The sequence below is a fragment of the Velazquezella soli genome (genome assembly GCF_977018685.1).
Genome location: NZ_CDRNXF010000004.1, coordinates 1,088,561 through 1,105,303, shown reverse-complemented (window position 1 = coordinate 1,105,303; position 16,743 = coordinate 1,088,561). Strand labels below are relative to the sequence as shown.

The 16,743-nt window shown below is 61.1% G+C and carries 12 protein-coding genes; 5 read left to right on the top strand and 7 right to left on the bottom strand.

All coding sequences use genetic code 11. The annotated features are described in order from the left end of the window. The 3 genes from AC0JZ8_RS08835 to AC0JZ8_RS08825 all read right to left on the bottom strand — a co-directional run bounded on the left by AC0JZ8_RS08835 (nucleotide 1) and on the right by AC0JZ8_RS08825 (nucleotide 4,039). Nucleotides 1–1,026, bottom strand: coding sequence for a LacI family DNA-binding transcriptional regulator (locus tag AC0JZ8_RS08835; protein WP_471892309.1), 1,026 nt, complete (start codon nucleotides 1,024–1,026; stop codon nucleotides 1–3). Nucleotides 1,027–1,182: 156 nt separating this feature from the next. Then, the gene (locus AC0JZ8_RS08830) at nucleotides 1,183–2,796 is read right to left on the bottom strand and encodes a DHA2 family efflux MFS transporter permease subunit (RefSeq protein WP_430254972.1); all 1,614 of its coding nucleotides are present in this window, start codon (nucleotides 2,794–2,796) and stop codon (nucleotides 1,183–1,185) included. A gap of 43 nt (nucleotides 2,797–2,839) precedes the next feature. Continuing rightward, nucleotides 2,840–4,039: an HlyD family secretion protein gene (locus AC0JZ8_RS08825; protein ID WP_471892308.1), complete on the bottom strand. Its 1,200-nt coding sequence runs from the start codon at nucleotides 4,037–4,039 to the stop codon at nucleotides 2,840–2,842. A 134-nt stretch (nucleotides 4,040–4,173) separates the two neighbouring features. Between AC0JZ8_RS08825 and AC0JZ8_RS08820 the strand changes: the two genes are divergently transcribed. Continuing rightward, on the top strand, nucleotides 4,174–4,878 hold the full coding sequence (locus AC0JZ8_RS08820) for a TetR/AcrR family transcriptional regulator (protein ID WP_062461212.1): 705 nt from the start codon (nucleotides 4,174–4,176) through the stop codon (nucleotides 4,876–4,878). 98 nt (nucleotides 4,879–4,976) lie between these two features. Next, the gene (locus AC0JZ8_RS08815) at nucleotides 4,977–5,738 is read left to right on the top strand and encodes a TerC family protein (RefSeq protein WP_062461215.1); all 762 of its coding nucleotides are present in this window, start codon (nucleotides 4,977–4,979) and stop codon (nucleotides 5,736–5,738) included. Between the two features lie 81 nt (nucleotides 5,739–5,819). Here AC0JZ8_RS08815 and AC0JZ8_RS08810 read toward each other — a convergent pair whose 3' ends face one another. Further along, complete coding sequence (locus tag AC0JZ8_RS08810; RefSeq protein ID WP_092659694.1) at nucleotides 5,820–6,362, bottom strand: glutathione peroxidase; 543 nt, start codon at nucleotides 6,360–6,362, stop codon at nucleotides 5,820–5,822. Nucleotides 6,363–6,602: 240 nt separating this feature from the next. On the opposite strand from AC0JZ8_RS08810, the gene AC0JZ8_RS08805 reads away from it, so the two are divergent. The 3 genes from AC0JZ8_RS08805 to lysS all read left to right on the top strand — a co-directional run bounded on the left by AC0JZ8_RS08805 (nucleotide 6,603) and on the right by lysS (nucleotide 11,716). Next, the gene (locus AC0JZ8_RS08805; protein ID WP_471892307.1) at nucleotides 6,603–8,375 is read left to right on the top strand and encodes an SLC13 family permease; all 1,773 of its coding nucleotides are present in this window, start codon (nucleotides 6,603–6,605) and stop codon (nucleotides 8,373–8,375) included. 177 nt (nucleotides 8,376–8,552) lie between these two features. Beyond that, entirely contained in the window at nucleotides 8,553–10,010 is a 1,458-nt protein-coding gene (gene gltX, locus AC0JZ8_RS08800; protein WP_471892306.1) for a glutamate--tRNA ligase, read from the top strand. A gap of 206 nt (nucleotides 10,011–10,216) precedes the next feature. Then, the gene (lysS, locus tag AC0JZ8_RS08795) at nucleotides 10,217–11,716 is read left to right on the top strand and encodes a lysine--tRNA ligase (RefSeq protein ID WP_471892305.1); all 1,500 of its coding nucleotides are present in this window, start codon (nucleotides 10,217–10,219) and stop codon (nucleotides 11,714–11,716) included. A gap of 442 nt (nucleotides 11,717–12,158) precedes the next feature. On the opposite strand, the gene AC0JZ8_RS08790 is transcribed toward lysS, so the two are convergent. From AC0JZ8_RS08790 to tal, 3 genes are all read right to left on the bottom strand, one after another. Next, complete coding sequence (locus AC0JZ8_RS08790) at nucleotides 12,159–13,607, bottom strand: hypothetical protein (RefSeq protein ID WP_471892304.1); 1,449 nt, start codon at nucleotides 13,605–13,607, stop codon at nucleotides 12,159–12,161. A gap of 248 nt (nucleotides 13,608–13,855) precedes the next feature. After that, nucleotides 13,856–15,562, bottom strand: a complete 1,707-nt coding sequence (locus tag AC0JZ8_RS08785) for a methyl-accepting chemotaxis protein (RefSeq protein WP_471892303.1) — start codon at nucleotides 15,560–15,562, stop codon at nucleotides 13,856–13,858. Nucleotides 15,563–15,714: 152 nt separating this feature from the next. Then, a complete protein-coding gene (tal, locus tag AC0JZ8_RS08780; RefSeq protein ID WP_113111915.1) occupies nucleotides 15,715–16,680 on the bottom strand; it encodes a transaldolase in 966 nt (321 codons plus the stop codon). Between the last annotated feature and the right edge of the window lie 63 nt (nucleotides 16,681–16,743).

Genomic DNA, 16,743 nt, shown 5'->3' with positions numbered 1-16,743 from the left:
TCAGGGCAGGTTATCCTTCAAGAATATGTCGATACGAATGCGCTCCTGCGCGGCGATCACGGGAAGCCCGTCCGCCTTCGCCTTCAGCACCCTTATGGCGCTGCGCACTTCATGGCCCGCATCCTGGTTCAGCACCGCATCGACGACACCGTCGGCAAGCGCTACCCGCGTCGATCGCGTCAGCTCATGCGCGATAATCACAGGTCTGCGTGCTTCCGGCAGGCTGCGCACAGCCTTGAGGATCCCGCGATTGCCGGCGCCGAGGCTGTAGAGCCCGATCACATCCGGATAGCGGCGAAACAGGCCCGTCACCAATTCCTCGGCAATTGCAGGATCGTCGCGCGCTTCGATCACGGGAAGGATGGCAAGTCGCGGAAAATCCTCCGAGAGCACGGACAGAAACACCTCCAGCCGCTCGCGGTGATCGCGCACCAGCATGGATCCGGCAACCATCGCCACCCGCCCGTCGCGACCGCTGAGAAACCTTCCGAGGAGATTGGCAGCGGTGCGCCCGGCCGCGTGGTTGTCGATCCCGGCAAAATGGTGCCGCTGCGAGCCCGGCAGGTCCGACACCAGCGTCACGACGGCAATGCCCGCCTCCCGCAACCGTGCGACTGCTGCCTGCACGTCGCTGCTTTCGACCGCCACGAACGCGACACCGTCAGGCCTGTCGGCAAGCACGCCGTCCAGCATGGTCGACAAGGCCTGCCCGTCGAAAGGCGGCACGTCGACGACGCGGATACGGGTTCGTTCGGCGCCGGAGCGACCAACCGCCTGCTCCACCTCTTCGCGCAAGCCGATCATAAACGAGTTGTCGTTCTCAGGCAGCACGAAGGTGAAGGCGTAAGTCCGTCCCTTGGCAAGGTTCGCAGCCGCCACGTCCCGCACGTAGCCGAGGACGGCGATCGCCTCCTCGACCTTCTCCTGGGTGATGCGCCGCACGCCCGGCCGACCGTTCAGCACACGGTCGACGGTCGCCAGGCTGACGCCGGCGCTACGCGCGATATCGTGTACGGTTGGCTTCATGCGGTCCTCCGCCGATCTTCGTAACGGAGAATTTGAGGTACGTAAATCAAATTTATTCGAACAACGCGCTGGATGAATCGCAAAGGGGCCGCCGCGGTTTGCGACGACCCCTCTGCAGGCGGTGGTTCTTAGAAATCTTCAGCGCGAAGTCCGCGATCAGTGGCCGCTGCCACCCCCACCGCCCTGGGGTGCTGGCTTTTCGATGGCGGCAACGCCGAGGATCATCATCGCAAACAGCACGGTCAGGATCAGGAAAACGTCCGAGAACGACATCACCACGGCCTGCTTGGTCACCAGCTGCACCATCTGCCGGATCGCGCCGGTCGCGCCATCTAGACCGTAGGTGTTCAGATTGGACGCCATCGAGTCGAGCTGGTCGGAAGCGATCCGGTTGCCCCAGTCGAGATGCTCGCGCAGCCGCTCGTAATGCACGTCCTGGCGGTTGGACAAAAGCGTGCTGATGATCGCAAGCCCCACCGCGCCACCAAGGTTGCGGGTCAGGTTGAACAGGCCGGACGCCCCCCGGATGCGGGCCGGAGACAAAGTGCCAAGCGCGATATTATTGATCGGCACCATGCACATCATCAGGCCAAAACCGCGCAGGATCTGCGGGATCAGAAGCTCGTAGAAGTCCCAATCGGCGGTGATGCCGGTCATGATATAGGTGCCGGAGGCAAAGCTGATGAAACCGATCACCATCATCGCTCTCAGGTCCATCTTGGTCGACAGCTTGCCTGCGATCGGCGCCGTGACGAACATGGCAAGACCCGAGACGAACATCGTCTCGCCGATCATCTGGCTGTCGTAACCGCGGATGCGGCTGAGATAGACCGGGTAGATATAGGTGAGCCCGTAGAGCCCGATACCCATCACGAAGGAGAAGATCGAGCCGAACGCGAAGTTCCGGTTCGTAAACGCCGTCAGGTCCACGACGGGAAATTCCGAGGTAAAGGCGCGATAGAAGAAGACCAGGCAGCCAAGCCCCGATGCGATGGCACCGATGACGATCATATGGTCGTTGAACCAATCGTTGGAATTGCCCTCTTCCAGCACATACTCAAGACCGCCGAGGAACACGCCCATCGCGGCAAGACCCCACCAGTCAAACTTCTTGAACAGCGACAGTTCCGGCTTGTCGAAGTCGATGAACCGCCAAGTCAGGATCGTCACGAAGATGCCGGGAATGATGTTGACCAGAAACAGCCAGTGCCACGAAAACGCATTCGAGAGATAGCCGCCGACCGTCGGCCCGATGGTTGGCGCAAGCGTCGCGATCAGCCCGATGATTGGGGAGACGAACGCCCGCTTCGACGGCGGGAAAATGGTGAAGGCTGCCGCAAACACAGACGGAATCATGCCGCCGCCGATAAAACCCTGGATCGCGCGGTAGACGATCATCTGGTCGATATTGGATGCCGTCGCCGCAAGCGCGCTCGCAGCCGTAAAGCCGGCAGCCGAGAACGCAAACAGATAGCGCGTCGAGACGATACGCGCCAAGGTGCCAGAAAGCGGGATCATGATGACTTCGGCGATCAGATACGACGTCTGCACCCAGCCGATCTCGTCGGAACCTGCCGAAAGGCCCGCCTGGATTTCAGACAGCGAGGCAGACACGATCTGGATGTCGAGGATCGACATGAACATGCCGACGACCATCGCGAAAAACGCGATCAGCCGGCCGGTCGGCATCTTCTCGTCCACTTTTGGCGCAGCCGATGCCGGCGCAGCAGACGATATCGATCCTGCAGTTGTCGTTGCGCTCCCAGCCATGGGACCACCTCCGCCCCGATGGGGCTGTTAGGCCAAAGCCCAGTTACGTCTTGGGTGCGGTGCGGATGTCCACGTCGACGACAACGCTCAGACCCGCCCTGAGACGACCGCTGTCGAGCGCATCCTGCGGCAGGGCGATCCTGACCGGAACGCGCTGGATGATCTTGGTAAAGTTGCCCGTCGCGTTTTCCGGCGGCAGCAGCGAGAATACCGAGCCGGAAGCCGGCGCAAGCGATTCTACCGTCCCGATGATCGGCTCCTCGCTATAGGCATCTACATGCACTTCCACCTTGGAGCCGATCTCCAGATGCTGGATCTGCGTTTCCTTGAAATTGGCGTCGATATAGAGCTGGCGCGTCGGCACCAGCGCCATCAGCCGCTGTCCCGGCGAAACGAGATCGCCTTCCTGCACCGAGCGATTGCCGACAATCCCGTCATAGGGCGCCTTCAGAACGGTAAAGGACAAGTCGCGGGCCGCTTTGTCGCGCTGCAGTTCCAGCGTCCGGACCTGGCCTTCGGCTTCCTTGCGCTGCGCTTCAAGAATGGTGATGTTGGCTTCTGCCGACTTGATCGACGCATCGCCGCCGACAAGGTTGGCCTTGGCCTGATCGAGCGCAATCGTGGCGCTGTCGAGATCGGCGGTCGTGCCGACCGACTTGGCGGCAAGCTCGGTCTGGCGCTTGAGCGTGATCTCGGCACCGCGGACCGCTGCCTGCAGTGCAACCTTGGAGGCCTGCGCCTGGGCAAGGGTTGCCTGCGCACCTTCGACCTGTGCGTCGATGCGGGTCAGCGACAGCTTGCCGGTTTCGATGGCGGCATTGGCCTGATCAAGCGCGTTCTGGTAATCGCCATTGTCGAGCGTCGCCAGCACATCGCCGGCCTTGACCTGCTGGTTGGCGGCGACATTCACTTTCGAAACGAAAGCCGTGACCTTTGGGGAAATCGTGGCAATATCGCCTTCGATATAGGCATCGTCCGTCGACACCATGAACCGGCCCGTCGTCCACCACTGATATCCATACCAGCCGCCACCGGCGAGCAGCGCCAGCACGATGATCGGCAGGATAAGGCCACGCTTGCCCTTCTTTGCCGGTGCGTCGGCCTTGGCTTCGGGCGATGGCGTTGCAACAGGTGCCGCAGGTTTCTCGGCAGCCGGCGACGCGTCGTCGCGCGCCGTGTCATGGGCATTCACATCTTCGTTTTTTACGGTGCGCAGCGCGCCGGCATTCTTGGAGGCCGTCATTGTCGTAACCATCTTTGAAAAGCGAAAACCGATCGAACCGATCAGTTCGGAGCGTTGACATAAAGCCTTCGATCACACATATCAAGACCACATCGAACCAATCGGTTCGAAAAAAACCGGAATGCTGAATTATAATGCCGAAACCGTTAAAGAGATCCGCGCCGCGAGACACGTCCCCCCGCACTGCAGGGCGTTTTGCTGCGGGCGAGGATCCAGCCAAGCGCAGCCAGATTATGGAAGGCGCGACGCGGGTTTTCATGAAGCTTGGTTTCGAAGCCGCAAGCATGAACGACATCACGCGCGAGGCCGGCGTTTCGAAGGGAACGATCTACGTCTACTTCCAGAACAAGGAAGATTTGTTCGTCGCCATGGTGGAACAGGAGCGCGCCGCCTTCCTCGCCACTGTTCGGTCCGTTCTGTCGACCAACGGCAATGTGGAAAAGAGCCTCTACGATTTTGGCGTCTCGTTCCTCAGCCACATGACGGAAGAGAAAATCATCACCGCGATGCGCACCGTGCTTGGCGTCCGCGAGCGTATGCCGGACCTGTGTCGGCGCTTTTTCCGCGGACCCGAAAATCTGCGCACCGTGATGCGCGACTTTCTCGCCCTCCACGTCGAGGCCGGCAGGCTGAATATCGACGATATCGAGCTTGCCGCAGGCCAGTATATCGACCTCGTCAGCGGCGGCTATTTCAAGGTTCGTCTGTTCGGGTCCATGGAAGACGCCCCGTCAGACGAGGAAATCCACCGGACCATCCAAGGTGCAGTCCGCGTTTTCATGGCGGCCTATGGTTGTCATAACAAACCCGTGATCGATAATGGGGCTGATTCCGCCTGATTCTGGTCGGTCCATATTCAACCTACTCTTGTTTTTAATGGGTCGATCCCCAAATGCGGCGGGAAATTGCGCCCTTTGATTGAAAACAGGAGAGATGGATGGACATTGCAGCGCTGGTAGCAGACCCGACGGCCTGGGTAGCGCTCGTTACACTTGTGGTCATGGAAGTGGTGCTTGGCATCGACAACCTGATCTTCATCTCCATCCTCACCAACAAGCTGCCACCGGAGCATCGGGAAAAGGCACGCAAGATCGGTATCGGCCTGGCGCTGGTCATGCGTCTTGGTCTGCTCGGCACCGTTGCCTGGATCGTTCAGCTTACCAATCCGGTCTTTGAAGCCTTCGGTCACCCCTTCTCCTGGAAGGACATGATCCTGATCGCCGGTGGTCTGTTCCTCGTTTACAAGGCGACCAAGGAAATCCACCATTCCGTGGATGTGGTCGACAACAAGGAAGACATGGTCGGCGCCGGCAAGGAAGTCGTGCAGATGAGCTTCAGCGCCGCCATCGTGCAGATCCTGATCCTCGACCTGGTTTTCTCGATCGACAGCATCATCACCGCAGTCGGCATGACGCCGCATCTGCCGATCATGATCGTGGCCGTCGTCGCCGCTGTCACCGTGATGCTTCTGGCAGCAACCCCGCTTGCCAACTTCATCGAGAGAAACCCGACCATCGTCATGCTGGCTCTCGCCTTCCTGCTGATGATCGGCGGCACCTTGATCGTCGAAGGCTTCGGCGTGCACGTTCCGAAGGGCTATATCTACGCCGCCATGGCCTTCTCGGCCGGCGTCGAGGCCCTCAACATGTTCGCGAAGGGCGCCCGCGCCAAGAAAAAGGCCTCCGGCACGCTGCATTGACGTTGCTACAAACATCGACACGCAAAGGGCGCCCGCGAGGCGCCCTTTTTGTGTTCAGTCCAAACGCCTGGTCCCGGCGGATCACCGCTCGGACAGTTCCCGGTCCAGCGCTTCGAGCAGCCGGTTATCGTCTGCGGTCACGTCAGGCGCGAAGCGTGCCTTGATCCGACCATCGCGTCCGATCAGAAACTTTTCGAAATTCCAGACGATCTCGCCATCCTTGACCTCCATGCCGCGGCCGCGCAGGCGCGCCTTCATCGGACCGTCGCCGGTGGTGGGCACCGGATCTGCGGTCAGCGCCTTGTAGAGCGGATGCTTGGCATCGCCCTTGACGGAAATCTTTGAGAAGATCGGAAACTTCACGTCATAGGTCAGCTGGCAGAATTCGACGATTTCCGTATCCGAGCCGGGCTCCTGCCCCATGAAGTCGTTGGCCGGAAAGGCTGCGATGACAAAGCCCCTGTCCCGCTTTTGCTCGTAGAGTTTTTCCAACCCTTCATACTGCGTGGTCAGGCCGCATTTGGACGCGACGTTGACCACCAGCATGACTTTTCCACGGTATTCGGCAAGCGTCGTGTTCCGGCCGTCGGCAAGCTTGACGGGGATGGCAAGGATATCGGTCATGACGGCTCCGGGGGTTTTGGCGCAGGGGAATTGGCGCAAACAACTGCAGTTGATATCGTCTACTTATGCGTCCACCACGGTTTGTCCAGCAGAAACGCCCTGAGCGGCGATAGACGCCTTTTGCGAAACGTCATCAGACTTTGCAACATTTGTGGCACTGGGGCATTCTAGGGCACGATCTTATCACCACGCCGATCATCGCCTCTCGCTGCATCCCATTCCCAGCGCCCCCGGAGCCACATGACAACCCAGCAGATCCTTGCCTTTTCCGTCATCGCCGTGATGATGGCCGTCTTCATCTGGGATCGCTTCCGCTACGATGTGGTCGCCTGCTGTGCGCTCGTCGTGGCGGTGACGGTGGGGATTGTTCCGGTCGACCAGGCGTTTTCCGGCTTCTCGGATGATATCGTCATCATCGTCGGCAGCGCGCTGGTCGTTTCGGCAGGCGTTGCCCGCTCCGGCATCGTCGACATGGCGATCAAGAAATTCTTCCCCAACCTCAACACGCTGCATACCCAGCTGGCACTGCTGATGATCGTCGTCGCCGTGCTGTCGGCCTTCATCAAGAATATCGGCGCGCTTGCCATCATGATGCCGGTGGCGTTCCAGTTCGCCCGCAAATCCGGCGCCTCGCCGTCGAAATACCTGATGCCGATGGCCTTTGCCGCTTTGCTCGGCGGCCTGATGACGCAGATCGGCACCTCGCCCAATATCGTCGTGTCGCGGATCCGCCAGGAACTGACCGGCGAATCCTTCACGATGTTCGACTTTACCCCGATGGGTGCGATTCTCGCCTTTGTCGGCATCACCTTTCTTCTGTTCTTCCACTGGCTGGTGCCCAGCCGCACAAAGCAGAACGATTCCCTCGAGGAAGCAGTCGAGATCACCAACTATACGTCCGAGGTGATGATTACCCCGCTGTCGACTGTTCTTGAAAAAACGGTCGCCGAGCTGTTGAAGATCGGCGACGGCGAGGTGATTGCCAATGCCGTCCTGCGCGGTCCATCGCGCATGGCACCGTTCCCGGACCTCATCCTGCGTGAAAACGATGTGGTGCTGCTCGAAGGCCCGTCAAAGGCGCTCGACCGGATGGTCTCCGGCGGCAGGCTGCAGCTCTCCGGCAAGCCGCTGATGGAAAACGGACAGGCCCAGGCCGATGTCATCTCCATCGAGGCGATCATCACCCAGGATTCGCCGCTCAAGGGGCTTTCCGCCAAGGAACTGGCGCTCTCCTACACCCGTGGCGTCAATCTTCTAGCAATCAGCCGGCATGGCGAACGCCTCAAGCAGCGTCTTGGCACCATCACCCTGATGGCGGGCGACGTGATCGTGTTGCAGGGCAGCCGCAAGAACATGCCGACGGTGATGCAGGACTTCTCGCTTTTGCCGCTCGCTCAGCGCGAAGTGCTGCTCGGCACGCGGAGGCAGGCCTTCATTCCACTGATCATCCTGGCACTGGCGATGGGCACGACTGCCGTCGGGCTTGCCCCTGTGCCGGTCGCTTTCTTCGCGGCCGCTCTCGGCATGGTGGTTTTCCGCGCCATTCCGTTGACCGATTTCTACAAATCCGTCGATGGCCCGATCCTCGTCATGCTAGCGGCGCTCATCCCGGTTTCGGATTCTCTGCGAACCTCCGGTGGCAGTGAACTGATCGCCGGATGGCTCGGCCAGGCCGCGGCGACCTTGCCTGCCTGGGGCGCGATCGGTCTGATCCTCATCACCGCCATGGCCGTCACGCCCTTCCTCAACAACGCCGCCACCGTGCTGGTCATGGGGCCGATCGCCGCAAGCTTCGCCACCAATCTCGGCTTTCGCCCCGAGTCCTTCCTGATGGCGGTGGCAATCGGCGCAGGCTGCGATTTCCTCACGCCGGTCGGCCATCAGTGCAACACACTGGTGTTCGGCCCGGGCGGCTACAAGTTTTCCGATTATCCGCGGCTTGGCCTGCCTTTGTCGTTCCTGATCATCGTCGTCAGCGTCCCGGCCCTCCTCTATATCTGGCCGGTAAATTAGTCCTCCCCGCGCTCAACGGACCCAGGCTTACCCCGCCCCTCAATGAGGGACGGGGTATCGGCCGTTTTCGCCAAAAACCTTGACGCTCTCGCCTGAATATGGCCTAAGCCTGCGCCAATCCCTATTCAAAGGCACAGGCTTAGCGCAGCCATGCGCGCCGTGGAAAGAGCAGCATCCATGATCAATCCGACCCCTCGCGTCCGCATCGCTCCATCGCCCACCGGCGAGCCCCATGTCGGCACCGCTTACATCGCCCTCTTCAACTACCTCTTCGCGAAAAAGCACGGCGGCGAATTCATCCTGCGCATCGAAGATACCGACGCGACCCGCTCGACGCTCGAATACGAGCAGAAGGTGCTGGACGCGCTGAAATGGACCGGGCTTACCTGGGCGGAAGGTCCAGATATCGGCGGTCCCTACGGCCCCTACCGCCAGTCGGACCGCAAGGACATGTACTGGCCGCACGCCCAGAACCTGCTCGACAAGGGCCACGCCTTCCGCTGCTTCTGCACGCCGGAGCGTCTGGAGCAGATGCGCGAAGGCCAGCGCGCCGCCGGCAAGCCGCCGAAGTATGACGGTCTCTGCCTGAAATACTCGGCCGAGGAAGTCACCGAAAAGATGGCGGCCGGCGAACAGTCCGTCGTGCGTATGAAGATCCCGACCGAAGGTTCGTGCGATTTCACCGACGGCGTCTATGGCGATGTCTCGATCCCGTGGGATTCGGTCGACATGCAGGTCCTGATCAAGGGCGACGGCATGCCAACCTATCACATGGCCAACGTCATCGACGACCATCTGATGAAGATCACCCACGTCGCTCGCGGCGAAGAGTGGCTGGCATCGGTGCCCAAGCACATTCTTCTCTATCGCTATTTCGGCTGGGAAGCGCCTGTCTTCATGCATCTCTCCCTCATGAGAAATGCCGACAAGTCGAAACTGTCCAAGCGCAAGAACCCGACCTCGATCAGCTATTACTCGGCGCTCGGCTACCTGCCGGAAGCCCTGATGAACTTCCTCGGCCTGTTCTTCGTGCAGATCGCCGAAGGCGAAGAGCTTCTGACCATGGATGAGATGATCAGCAGCTTCGATCCGGAAGCCCTGTCCAAGGCCGGCGCCATCTTCGACCTGCAGAAGCTGGACTGGGTGAACGGCCGCTGGCTGCGCGAAAAGCTGTCGCCGGAAGAGTTCGTGTCACGCACGCTGGAATGGGCGATGGAAAATCAGCGCCTGATCGAGGGGCTGAAGCACTCGCAGAGCCGCGTTTCCAAGCTCGGCGACCTGCCGAACCTCGCAGGCTTCCTGCTCGCCGCCGACGTCAACCTGACACCGGCCTCGTTTGCCGGTCTGAAGACCTCACCGGAAGACACGCTCGCGATAATCACCATGGTCCAGGCCGACATCGAGAAGATGATCGAGTGGAACGTCGAGGCGATCGATGCCGAACTGCGCGCCGTTGCCGACAAGCTCGAAAAGAAGCTGCGCGTCGTCACCCCGCCGCTGTTCATCGCCATGTCCGGCTCGCAGCGCTCGCTACCGCTGTTCGACAGCATGGCAATCCTCGGCCGCTCGGTCGTGCGCCAGCGCCTGAAGATCGCCGCCGCCGTGGTGTCATCCATGGTGGGTGCGCAGAAGTAATAACTGCGGAGGCGAGGTCTCACCTTCGCCTCCCTCATTCCTGTGCTTGTCACAGGAATCCAGCCACGGCGCGTCTGCGCCGTGAAAGAATGAAAAGAGTATTCCGCGCCCAAATACTTGGCCGCACTGGATTGCTGTGACAAGCACAGGAATGAGGGATACGGAAGCGAAGCTCGCCGCGGCAGCGCCGTTACAGGAATAAAACCATGACCGAGAACACCAAGACCGAAACCGCCCTCTCCTCCGACGCGACCGAAGTGCGCGCCCAGAAACTGGCAAAGCTGCGCGAAACCGTCGGCGACGTCTATCCGGCGCATTTCCACCGCACCATGACCAATGCGGAACTGGCGGAAAAGTACAAGGATCTCGAGGCCGACGTCGAAACCACCGATGTCGTCAAGGTTGCCGGCCGCGTCTTTTCCTCGCGCAATTCCGGCATGTTCATGGATATCCATGACGCCGGCGGCAAGATCCAGATCTTCTCCCACAAGGACGTGACGCCCGAGGAAGCCCGGGCGATGCTGTCGATGATCGATCTTGGCGACATCATCGGCGTCACCGGCATCGTGCGCCGCACCAAGCGCGGCGAACTGTCGATCAGCGCCCGCGAAATCACCATGCTGACCAAGTCGCTTTTGCCGATGCCGGAAAAGTGGAACGGCATTGCCGATGTCGAGATCCGCTACCGCAAGCGCCACCTCGACATCCTCAGCAACGAGGAAAGCAAGCTCCGCTTCCAGCAGCGCTCGAAGATCGTCTCCGGCATCCGCCGCTTCATGGAAGACGACGGCTTCATGGAAGTCGAAACGCCGATGCTGCACTCAGTCTATGGCGGTGCCACGGCCGAACCCTTCAAGACCCACCACAACACGCTGAAGCTCGACATGTACCTGCGCATCGCGCCGGAACTGTTCTTGAAGCGCACGCTGGTGTCGGGTCTCACCGACAAGGTGTTCGAGATCAACCGCAACTTCCGCAACGAAGGCGTCTCCACCCGGCACAATCCTGAATTCACCATGATGGAATGCTACTGGGCTTACGCCGACTACGAGGACATCATGGACCTCGTCGAACGCCTGTTCGCCGAGCTCGCCATGAAGATCCACGGCTCCACCGAATTCGCCTATGGCGACAAGGAACTGTCGTTCAAGGGCCCGTTCAAGCGCGTGCCCATGCCAGACGCCGTCAAGGAAGTCACCGGCATCGACTTCCTCGCCATGAAGACCGACGAGGAAGCCCGCACTGCAGCCAAGGCCGCCGGCTTCGAAGTCGAGAAGGACTGGACCTGGGGCGAATGCCTCGCCTTCATCTTCGAGGAAAAGGTCGAGGCCACGCTGATCCAGCCGAGCCACGTCACCCATTTCCCGAAGGACATCTCGCCCTTTGCCAAGGAAGTCCCGGGCGAACCGCGCCTCGTTGAACGTTTCGAGACCTATTGCAACGCCTGGGAACTGGGCAATGCCTTCTCGGAACTGAACGACCCTGAAGAGCAGCGCAAGCGCATGGTCGAGCAGCTCGAGCAGGCCCATGCCCGCGGCGAGAAGGACAAGCAGCTCGACGACGAATTCCTCGACGCCATCGACCAGGGCATGCCCCCCGCCGGCGGCCTCGGCATCGGCGTCGACCGCCTGATCATGCTGCTCACCAACGCCCCGTCCATCCGCGACGTCATCCTCTTCCCGGCCCGCCGCGCCAAGGCGGATTGATCAGACAGACCTGCTCCTCTCCCCTGAAACAGGGAGAGGGTCAGACTGCCGACAAACGCTGAAGAAGCTTGCTTGACGAGAGCGACACCCCACGCTCCCTCATCCTCGCCCTTGTGGCGGGGATCCAGCGACACGACGTCCGTCGGGTCAAAGACTCTCTCAGCTCAAGGACTTGAGCTGACGGGATCCCCGCCAAAAGGGCGAGGATGAGAGGAGGTTGCGAACCGGATCGGTTCCAAAGTGACATCAAGAGTTGTTTGACAAGACCTTTGTCAGCAGCCTGACTCCTCTCACTGAAACGGGGAGAGGATCAGTGGATCTTCTCGCAGGTTCCGACCATACGCAGCAACAGCCAACATGCTGTCCCCGCCCCGCCGCGCCAACGGGGCTCGATGGCAAGGGCCTCTCTGGACGATGGAGCAACCGATAGGTTGTTTTTTGACTAGGGCTTGCTGGCCGAACCAGCCTGTTGCGCCCGCAGCTTCTCAAGCCACGCGGCACCGGCCGCATCCGCGGCATTGGACCCGCCTGCTGCCGCGCTCGGCTGATCCGACGCGACCGTAGCGGCTGGCTCGGCGGCCTTGTCGTCATGCACGGCGTCGGCAACCGAAGGCCCGCCGGAACGGATCTCGTCGTTGCCATCCTGCTTCGACCAGCGCTTGCCGCCCTCGGCAGAGGTGCGTGGCTCTGGCGCGGGCTCGGTCTTTGGGGAAGCCGGCTCTGCCGAGGCTTCGTCATGTGTGGCATCCGGCGCCGCGTCCGGAGCCTTGTCACTGGAACCGAAGAGCATCTCCTTCATGGAAGAGACAAAACTCTTCTGTTCGGTCGGTGCAGGTGTTTCTGCCGGCGCAGAGATAGGCTCAACCTTTGCTGCATGCTCTTTCGAACCGTCGGTTGTGTCATCCGCCGCTGCGGCTGGAGCTGGTGCATGACCATCCTGCTTCGCGTCGATTGGATGCTCGCCGCCTTGCGGTGCAGCGTGCCCCTCGCCGTCCGGCGCATGCGCGGCGGCGGCAGGCGCTGCTTCCTCTGTCGAACCGAAGATCAGGCCGGTCACCGAACTCAGGAGACCGCCGCTTTCCTTGGCGGCAGGTTCCCCGCCCTCGCCATGGCCCGAAGCCGCTGCCTCGCCATGTCCTTCGGCAGGCGCGCTGCCGTGCTCGGCTGCCGGCGCCTCTCCTTCAGCTGCAGGTGCGTCATGCCCACCGGAGGCTTCGCCATGTCCGGCAGGTTCATGCCCCTTGGCAGGCTTCTTGTCATGCCCCGTGGCCGCGCCGTGTCCTCCCGCAGCTGCAGCCTCGGCCGCGGCGATCGCCACCGGGTCGATACAGTCGGTTTTGTCGGTGAGACTTGCTTCGAGATGCTCGATATCGGCGAGCGGCATGTCGATGCGCTGGCCGTAATACTCGCCCTTGGATGTCGCAGCGCCTTCGACATAGAATGCGGAATAGCGTTCCCGCGCCGCGCCATCAGGTGCCTTGGAAACATCTGGAATGTAGACGACCTGCGCGCCGATCATGCGGCCGCGCATTTCGGCGCGGTCCTTCGGACCCGCCTTGTCGACCATCGCCACCTGCACGATGTCGGCCTTTTCCTTTTCCTGGATGGATTTTGCCACGCGCAACGCGGTGCGGATGCGTGCCATGCCGTCACCAACGCCATCCGCCGAGGCAACCTCGTCGGCATTCACATAGCGGCGCACCCAGGTGCGTCCGTCGCGCTTGGTCGTGAACGTCTGCAACACAGAACAGGTCAGGCCGTTGAGATCCGCGTAAGACGGGCCGAAAAACTTTTCCTTGCCCACGAACACGGCCGCCGCGCCGCTGCCGGCGCAGAGCACGGAAACACCGCCGACGACCGCGAGCAGCTTCTTCGATAGCCGGATCTTCACGCGCCGAACTCCGGCATCTTCACCCCATCACGCACAACAAGACATGGAATACTCAAGCCGCAGTCTGCGCTACTCTGATTGAAGAAGCTTTAAACCTGGGCTTTTCCTTCGCCCAACGCCTGTCCCGGAATGAGGCTCCCGAAGCGCATCCGCGCTCCGGCCGGCCCATCGCCCATCATGCCTGACCTTCAGACGACAAAAGGCCCGCATGACGCGGGCCTCTCCACCGGTCGTCGCTCGCTGTTGCGTCAAGCGGCCCTGCGGCCGCCGCCGGCACGCGGTGAACCCGTTTCGCGCATTTCGCCGCGCCTGTTGAGCTTGAAATGTCCGACCAGTTCCGACAACAGAGCCGCGCCGCTTGCAAGCTGGCGGCTGATGCCGGTCGTGTGCTCCACCATCGCCGCGTTCTGCTGCGTCATCCGGTCCAGCTGCGAAACCGTCTGGTTGATGTCGGACAGGCCACCCGACTGTTCCTGCGCCGCAGTGGCCAGCGACTGGACATTCTGGTCGATCGAGGCGACAAAACGTTCGATTTCGTGCAGCGCGGCGCCCGTCGCGTCGACAAGGCGCACGCCCTCCGTGACCTGCCGGCCGGAATTCTCGATCAGTCCCTTGATCTCCTTGGCGGCTTTGGCGGAACGCTGCGCCAGTTCACGCACCTCCTGTGCCACAACCGCAAAGCCCTTGCCCGCCTCGCCCGCACGGGCCGCCTCGACGCCAGCATTGAGCGCCAGAAGATTGGTCTGGAACGCGATCTCGTCGATCACGCTGATGATCTTGGTAATCTCGGACGATGCACCTTCGATCCGCTTCATCGCCGTGATGGTTTCCTGCACCACGCAGGAGGACGTGGTCGCAGATTGCAGCGCGCCCTTGACCAGCTTGCGGGTTTCCTCCGCATTGGTGTTGGAGGACCTTACCGTCTCCGTCACCTGCTCCAGCGCCGCCGTCGTTTCTCGAAGCGACGCTGCCTGCTCCTTGGTGCGGGCGGACAGCTGGTCGGCCGCCACCTGCATGTCCTGGCTGCTGTCGTTGAGGCTGGAAGTCTGCTGCAGGACCCCCATCAGCGTCTGTTGGAACGCCCCGATCGAGGCGTTGAAGTCCCGGCGCAGCGGCTCGAATTCCACGATGAACGGCGTATCCAGCGTCTGCTGGATATTGCAATCGGCGAGACGTGCAAGTCCGGTGCCGAGATCGTTGACCACCCTTACCCGTTCGCTCACATCCGTTGCGAACTTGACGACCTTGAACACCCGTCCGCTGTCGTCGATGATCGGGTTGTAGGATGCCTGGATATAGATCTTCTCGCCGGTCTTGGTGATGCGGGTGAACTGATCGGCCGAAAAGGTGCCACGTCCGAGCTTCTTCCAGAACTCCTGATAGTCCGGCGAGCGCGCATAGTCGGGTTCGCAGAAGATAGAATGGTGCTTGCCGACGATCTCATCGAGACGGTAGCCGACGGCGGCACAGAAATTGTCGTTGGCGTTGAGGATCTCGCCTGTCGGCGAAAATTCGATGATCGCCTGCGCCCGCGACAGTGCCTCAAGCTTGCCCCGGTCCTCGAGCGCCCGCTTGCGCGCTTCCGTGATGTCGGTCGCAAACTTCACGACCTTGTAAGGCTTGCCGCCTTTCAGAATCGGATTGTAGGTGGCTTCGATCCAGATCTCGCGGCCGCCTTTGCCCACGCGTTTGTATTTGCCCTGATCGAACGCGCCTGTGGAAAGCCGTGCCCAGAACGCCGCGTAATCCGAGGAAGCTGCATCGGCCGGATCGACGAACATGCTGTGATGCCTGCCGACGATCTCGTCCAGGCGGTAGCCGAGCGCATTGCAGAAGTTTTCGTTGGCATCGAGTATGATGCCCTTCAGGTCGAATTCGATGATTGCCTGCGACCGATTGAGGGCCTTGATCACGGCGGCGTTGGACAAGATACGGCCAAAAGAAATCCCAGCCATCGATGCGCTCCAGCTTCAAAGTGATTTGTAGGCTGAAAGATCTAGGAGTTCCGGCTAAACGTTCGGTTAACCCTGTGCCTCGGCCGTGCACATTAGGAAAACGAAAAAGACCCGCACGAGGCGGGCCTTCTCATTGGAAAACGTTGAGGAAATCAGGCCGCGGCGCGGACCAGTTCCTTCTTCACGAGCTCGCGGAGCGCGCCGAGATCCTTGTTGAACGCCCGGATACCGTCCGAAAGCTTTTCGGTCGCCATCTGGTCTTCGTTGAGCATCCAGCGGAAGGTCTTTTCGTCCATCTTGATCGGCGCGGCCGGCTCGAACTTTTCAGGCGAAAGCTTGCGCTCCAGCGTGCCTTCCGCCTTGTCGAGCTCGTCGAGCAGGTTCGGCGAAATCGTCAGGCGGTCGCAACCGGCAAGAGCTTCGATCTCGCCGACATTGCGGAACGAGGCGCCCATGACGATCGTCGAGATGCCGTTCGCCTTGTAGTAATTGTAGATCGAACGCACCGAGACGACGCCCGGATCGGTCTCGGACGTGTAGTCTTCACCGGTCGACTTCTTGTACCAGTCGAGAATGCGCCCGACAAAGGGCGAGATCAGGAACGCCTTGGCGTCCGCGCAGGCAACGGCCTGGGCGTGGCTGAACAGAAGCGTCAGGTTGCAGTCGATCCCTTCGGCCTGCAGAACTTCGGCGGCCTTGATGCCTTCCCAGGTCGATGCCAGCTTGATCAGGATGCGTTCGCGCTCGATGCCGCGATCCTTGTAGGCTGCGATGATCTTGTGCGCCTTGGTGATCGAACCTTCGGTGTCGAAGGAAAGGTCGGCGTCGACTTCGGTCGAAACACGGCCGGGGACAATCCCCGCAAGTGCCGCGCCCACGTCGATCGCCAGCTTGTCAGCCACGGCAACCGTGATCGCGTCGTCGCTGCCGCCCTGTTTGCGGCCCCAGGCTACCGTTTCCTGGAACGTGTCGGCAAATGCCGGCGAACCGATCGCCTTCAGAACGATCGACGGGTTGGTGGTGCAATCGACCGGCTTGAGGCGGGTCACCGCCTCGATGTCGCCCGTGTCGGCGACGACCGTTGTCATGGAACGAAGCTGCTCTAGTTTCGACGTCATCCGAATAAATCCTTGTTAAGCGAATACAAACGCTCGGGGCGTCGTATGGTTTCTGGATCGCTG

Bases quoted from the DNA above. Each gene is read 5' to 3' on its own strand.
- gltX (WP_471892306.1), top strand. From the start codon at position 8,553: ATGATCAATCCGACCCCTCGCGTCCGCATCGCTCCATCGCCCACCGGC.
- AC0JZ8_RS08815 (WP_062461215.1), top strand. From the start codon at position 4,977: ATGGACATTGCAGCGCTGGTAGCAGACCCGACGGCCTGGGTAGCGCTC.
- AC0JZ8_RS08785 (WP_471892303.1), bottom strand. From the start codon at position 15,562: ATGGCTGGGATTTCTTTTGGCCGTATCTTGTCCAACGCCGCCGTGATC.
- lysS (WP_471892305.1), top strand. From the start codon at position 10,217: ATGACCGAGAACACCAAGACCGAAACCGCCCTCTCCTCCGACGCGACC.
- AC0JZ8_RS08835 (WP_471892309.1), bottom strand. From the start codon at position 1,026: ATGAAGCCAACCGTACACGATATCGCGCGTAGCGCCGGCGTCAGCCTG.
- AC0JZ8_RS08820 (WP_062461212.1), top strand. From the start codon at position 4,174: ATGCCGAAACCGTTAAAGAGATCCGCGCCGCGAGACACGTCCCCCCGC.
- AC0JZ8_RS08805 (WP_471892307.1), top strand. From the start codon at position 6,603: ATGACAACCCAGCAGATCCTTGCCTTTTCCGTCATCGCCGTGATGATG.
- AC0JZ8_RS08810 (WP_092659694.1), bottom strand. From the start codon at position 6,362: ATGACCGATATCCTTGCCATCCCCGTCAAGCTTGCCGACGGCCGGAAC.
- tal (WP_113111915.1), bottom strand. From the start codon at position 16,680: ATGACGTCGAAACTAGAGCAGCTTCGTTCCATGACAACGGTCGTCGCC.
- AC0JZ8_RS08825 (WP_471892308.1), bottom strand. From the start codon at position 4,039: ATGACGGCCTCCAAGAATGCCGGCGCGCTGCGCACCGTAAAAAACGAA.
- AC0JZ8_RS08830 (WP_430254972.1), bottom strand. From the start codon at position 2,796: ATGGCTGGGAGCGCAACGACAACTGCAGGATCGATATCGTCTGCTGCG.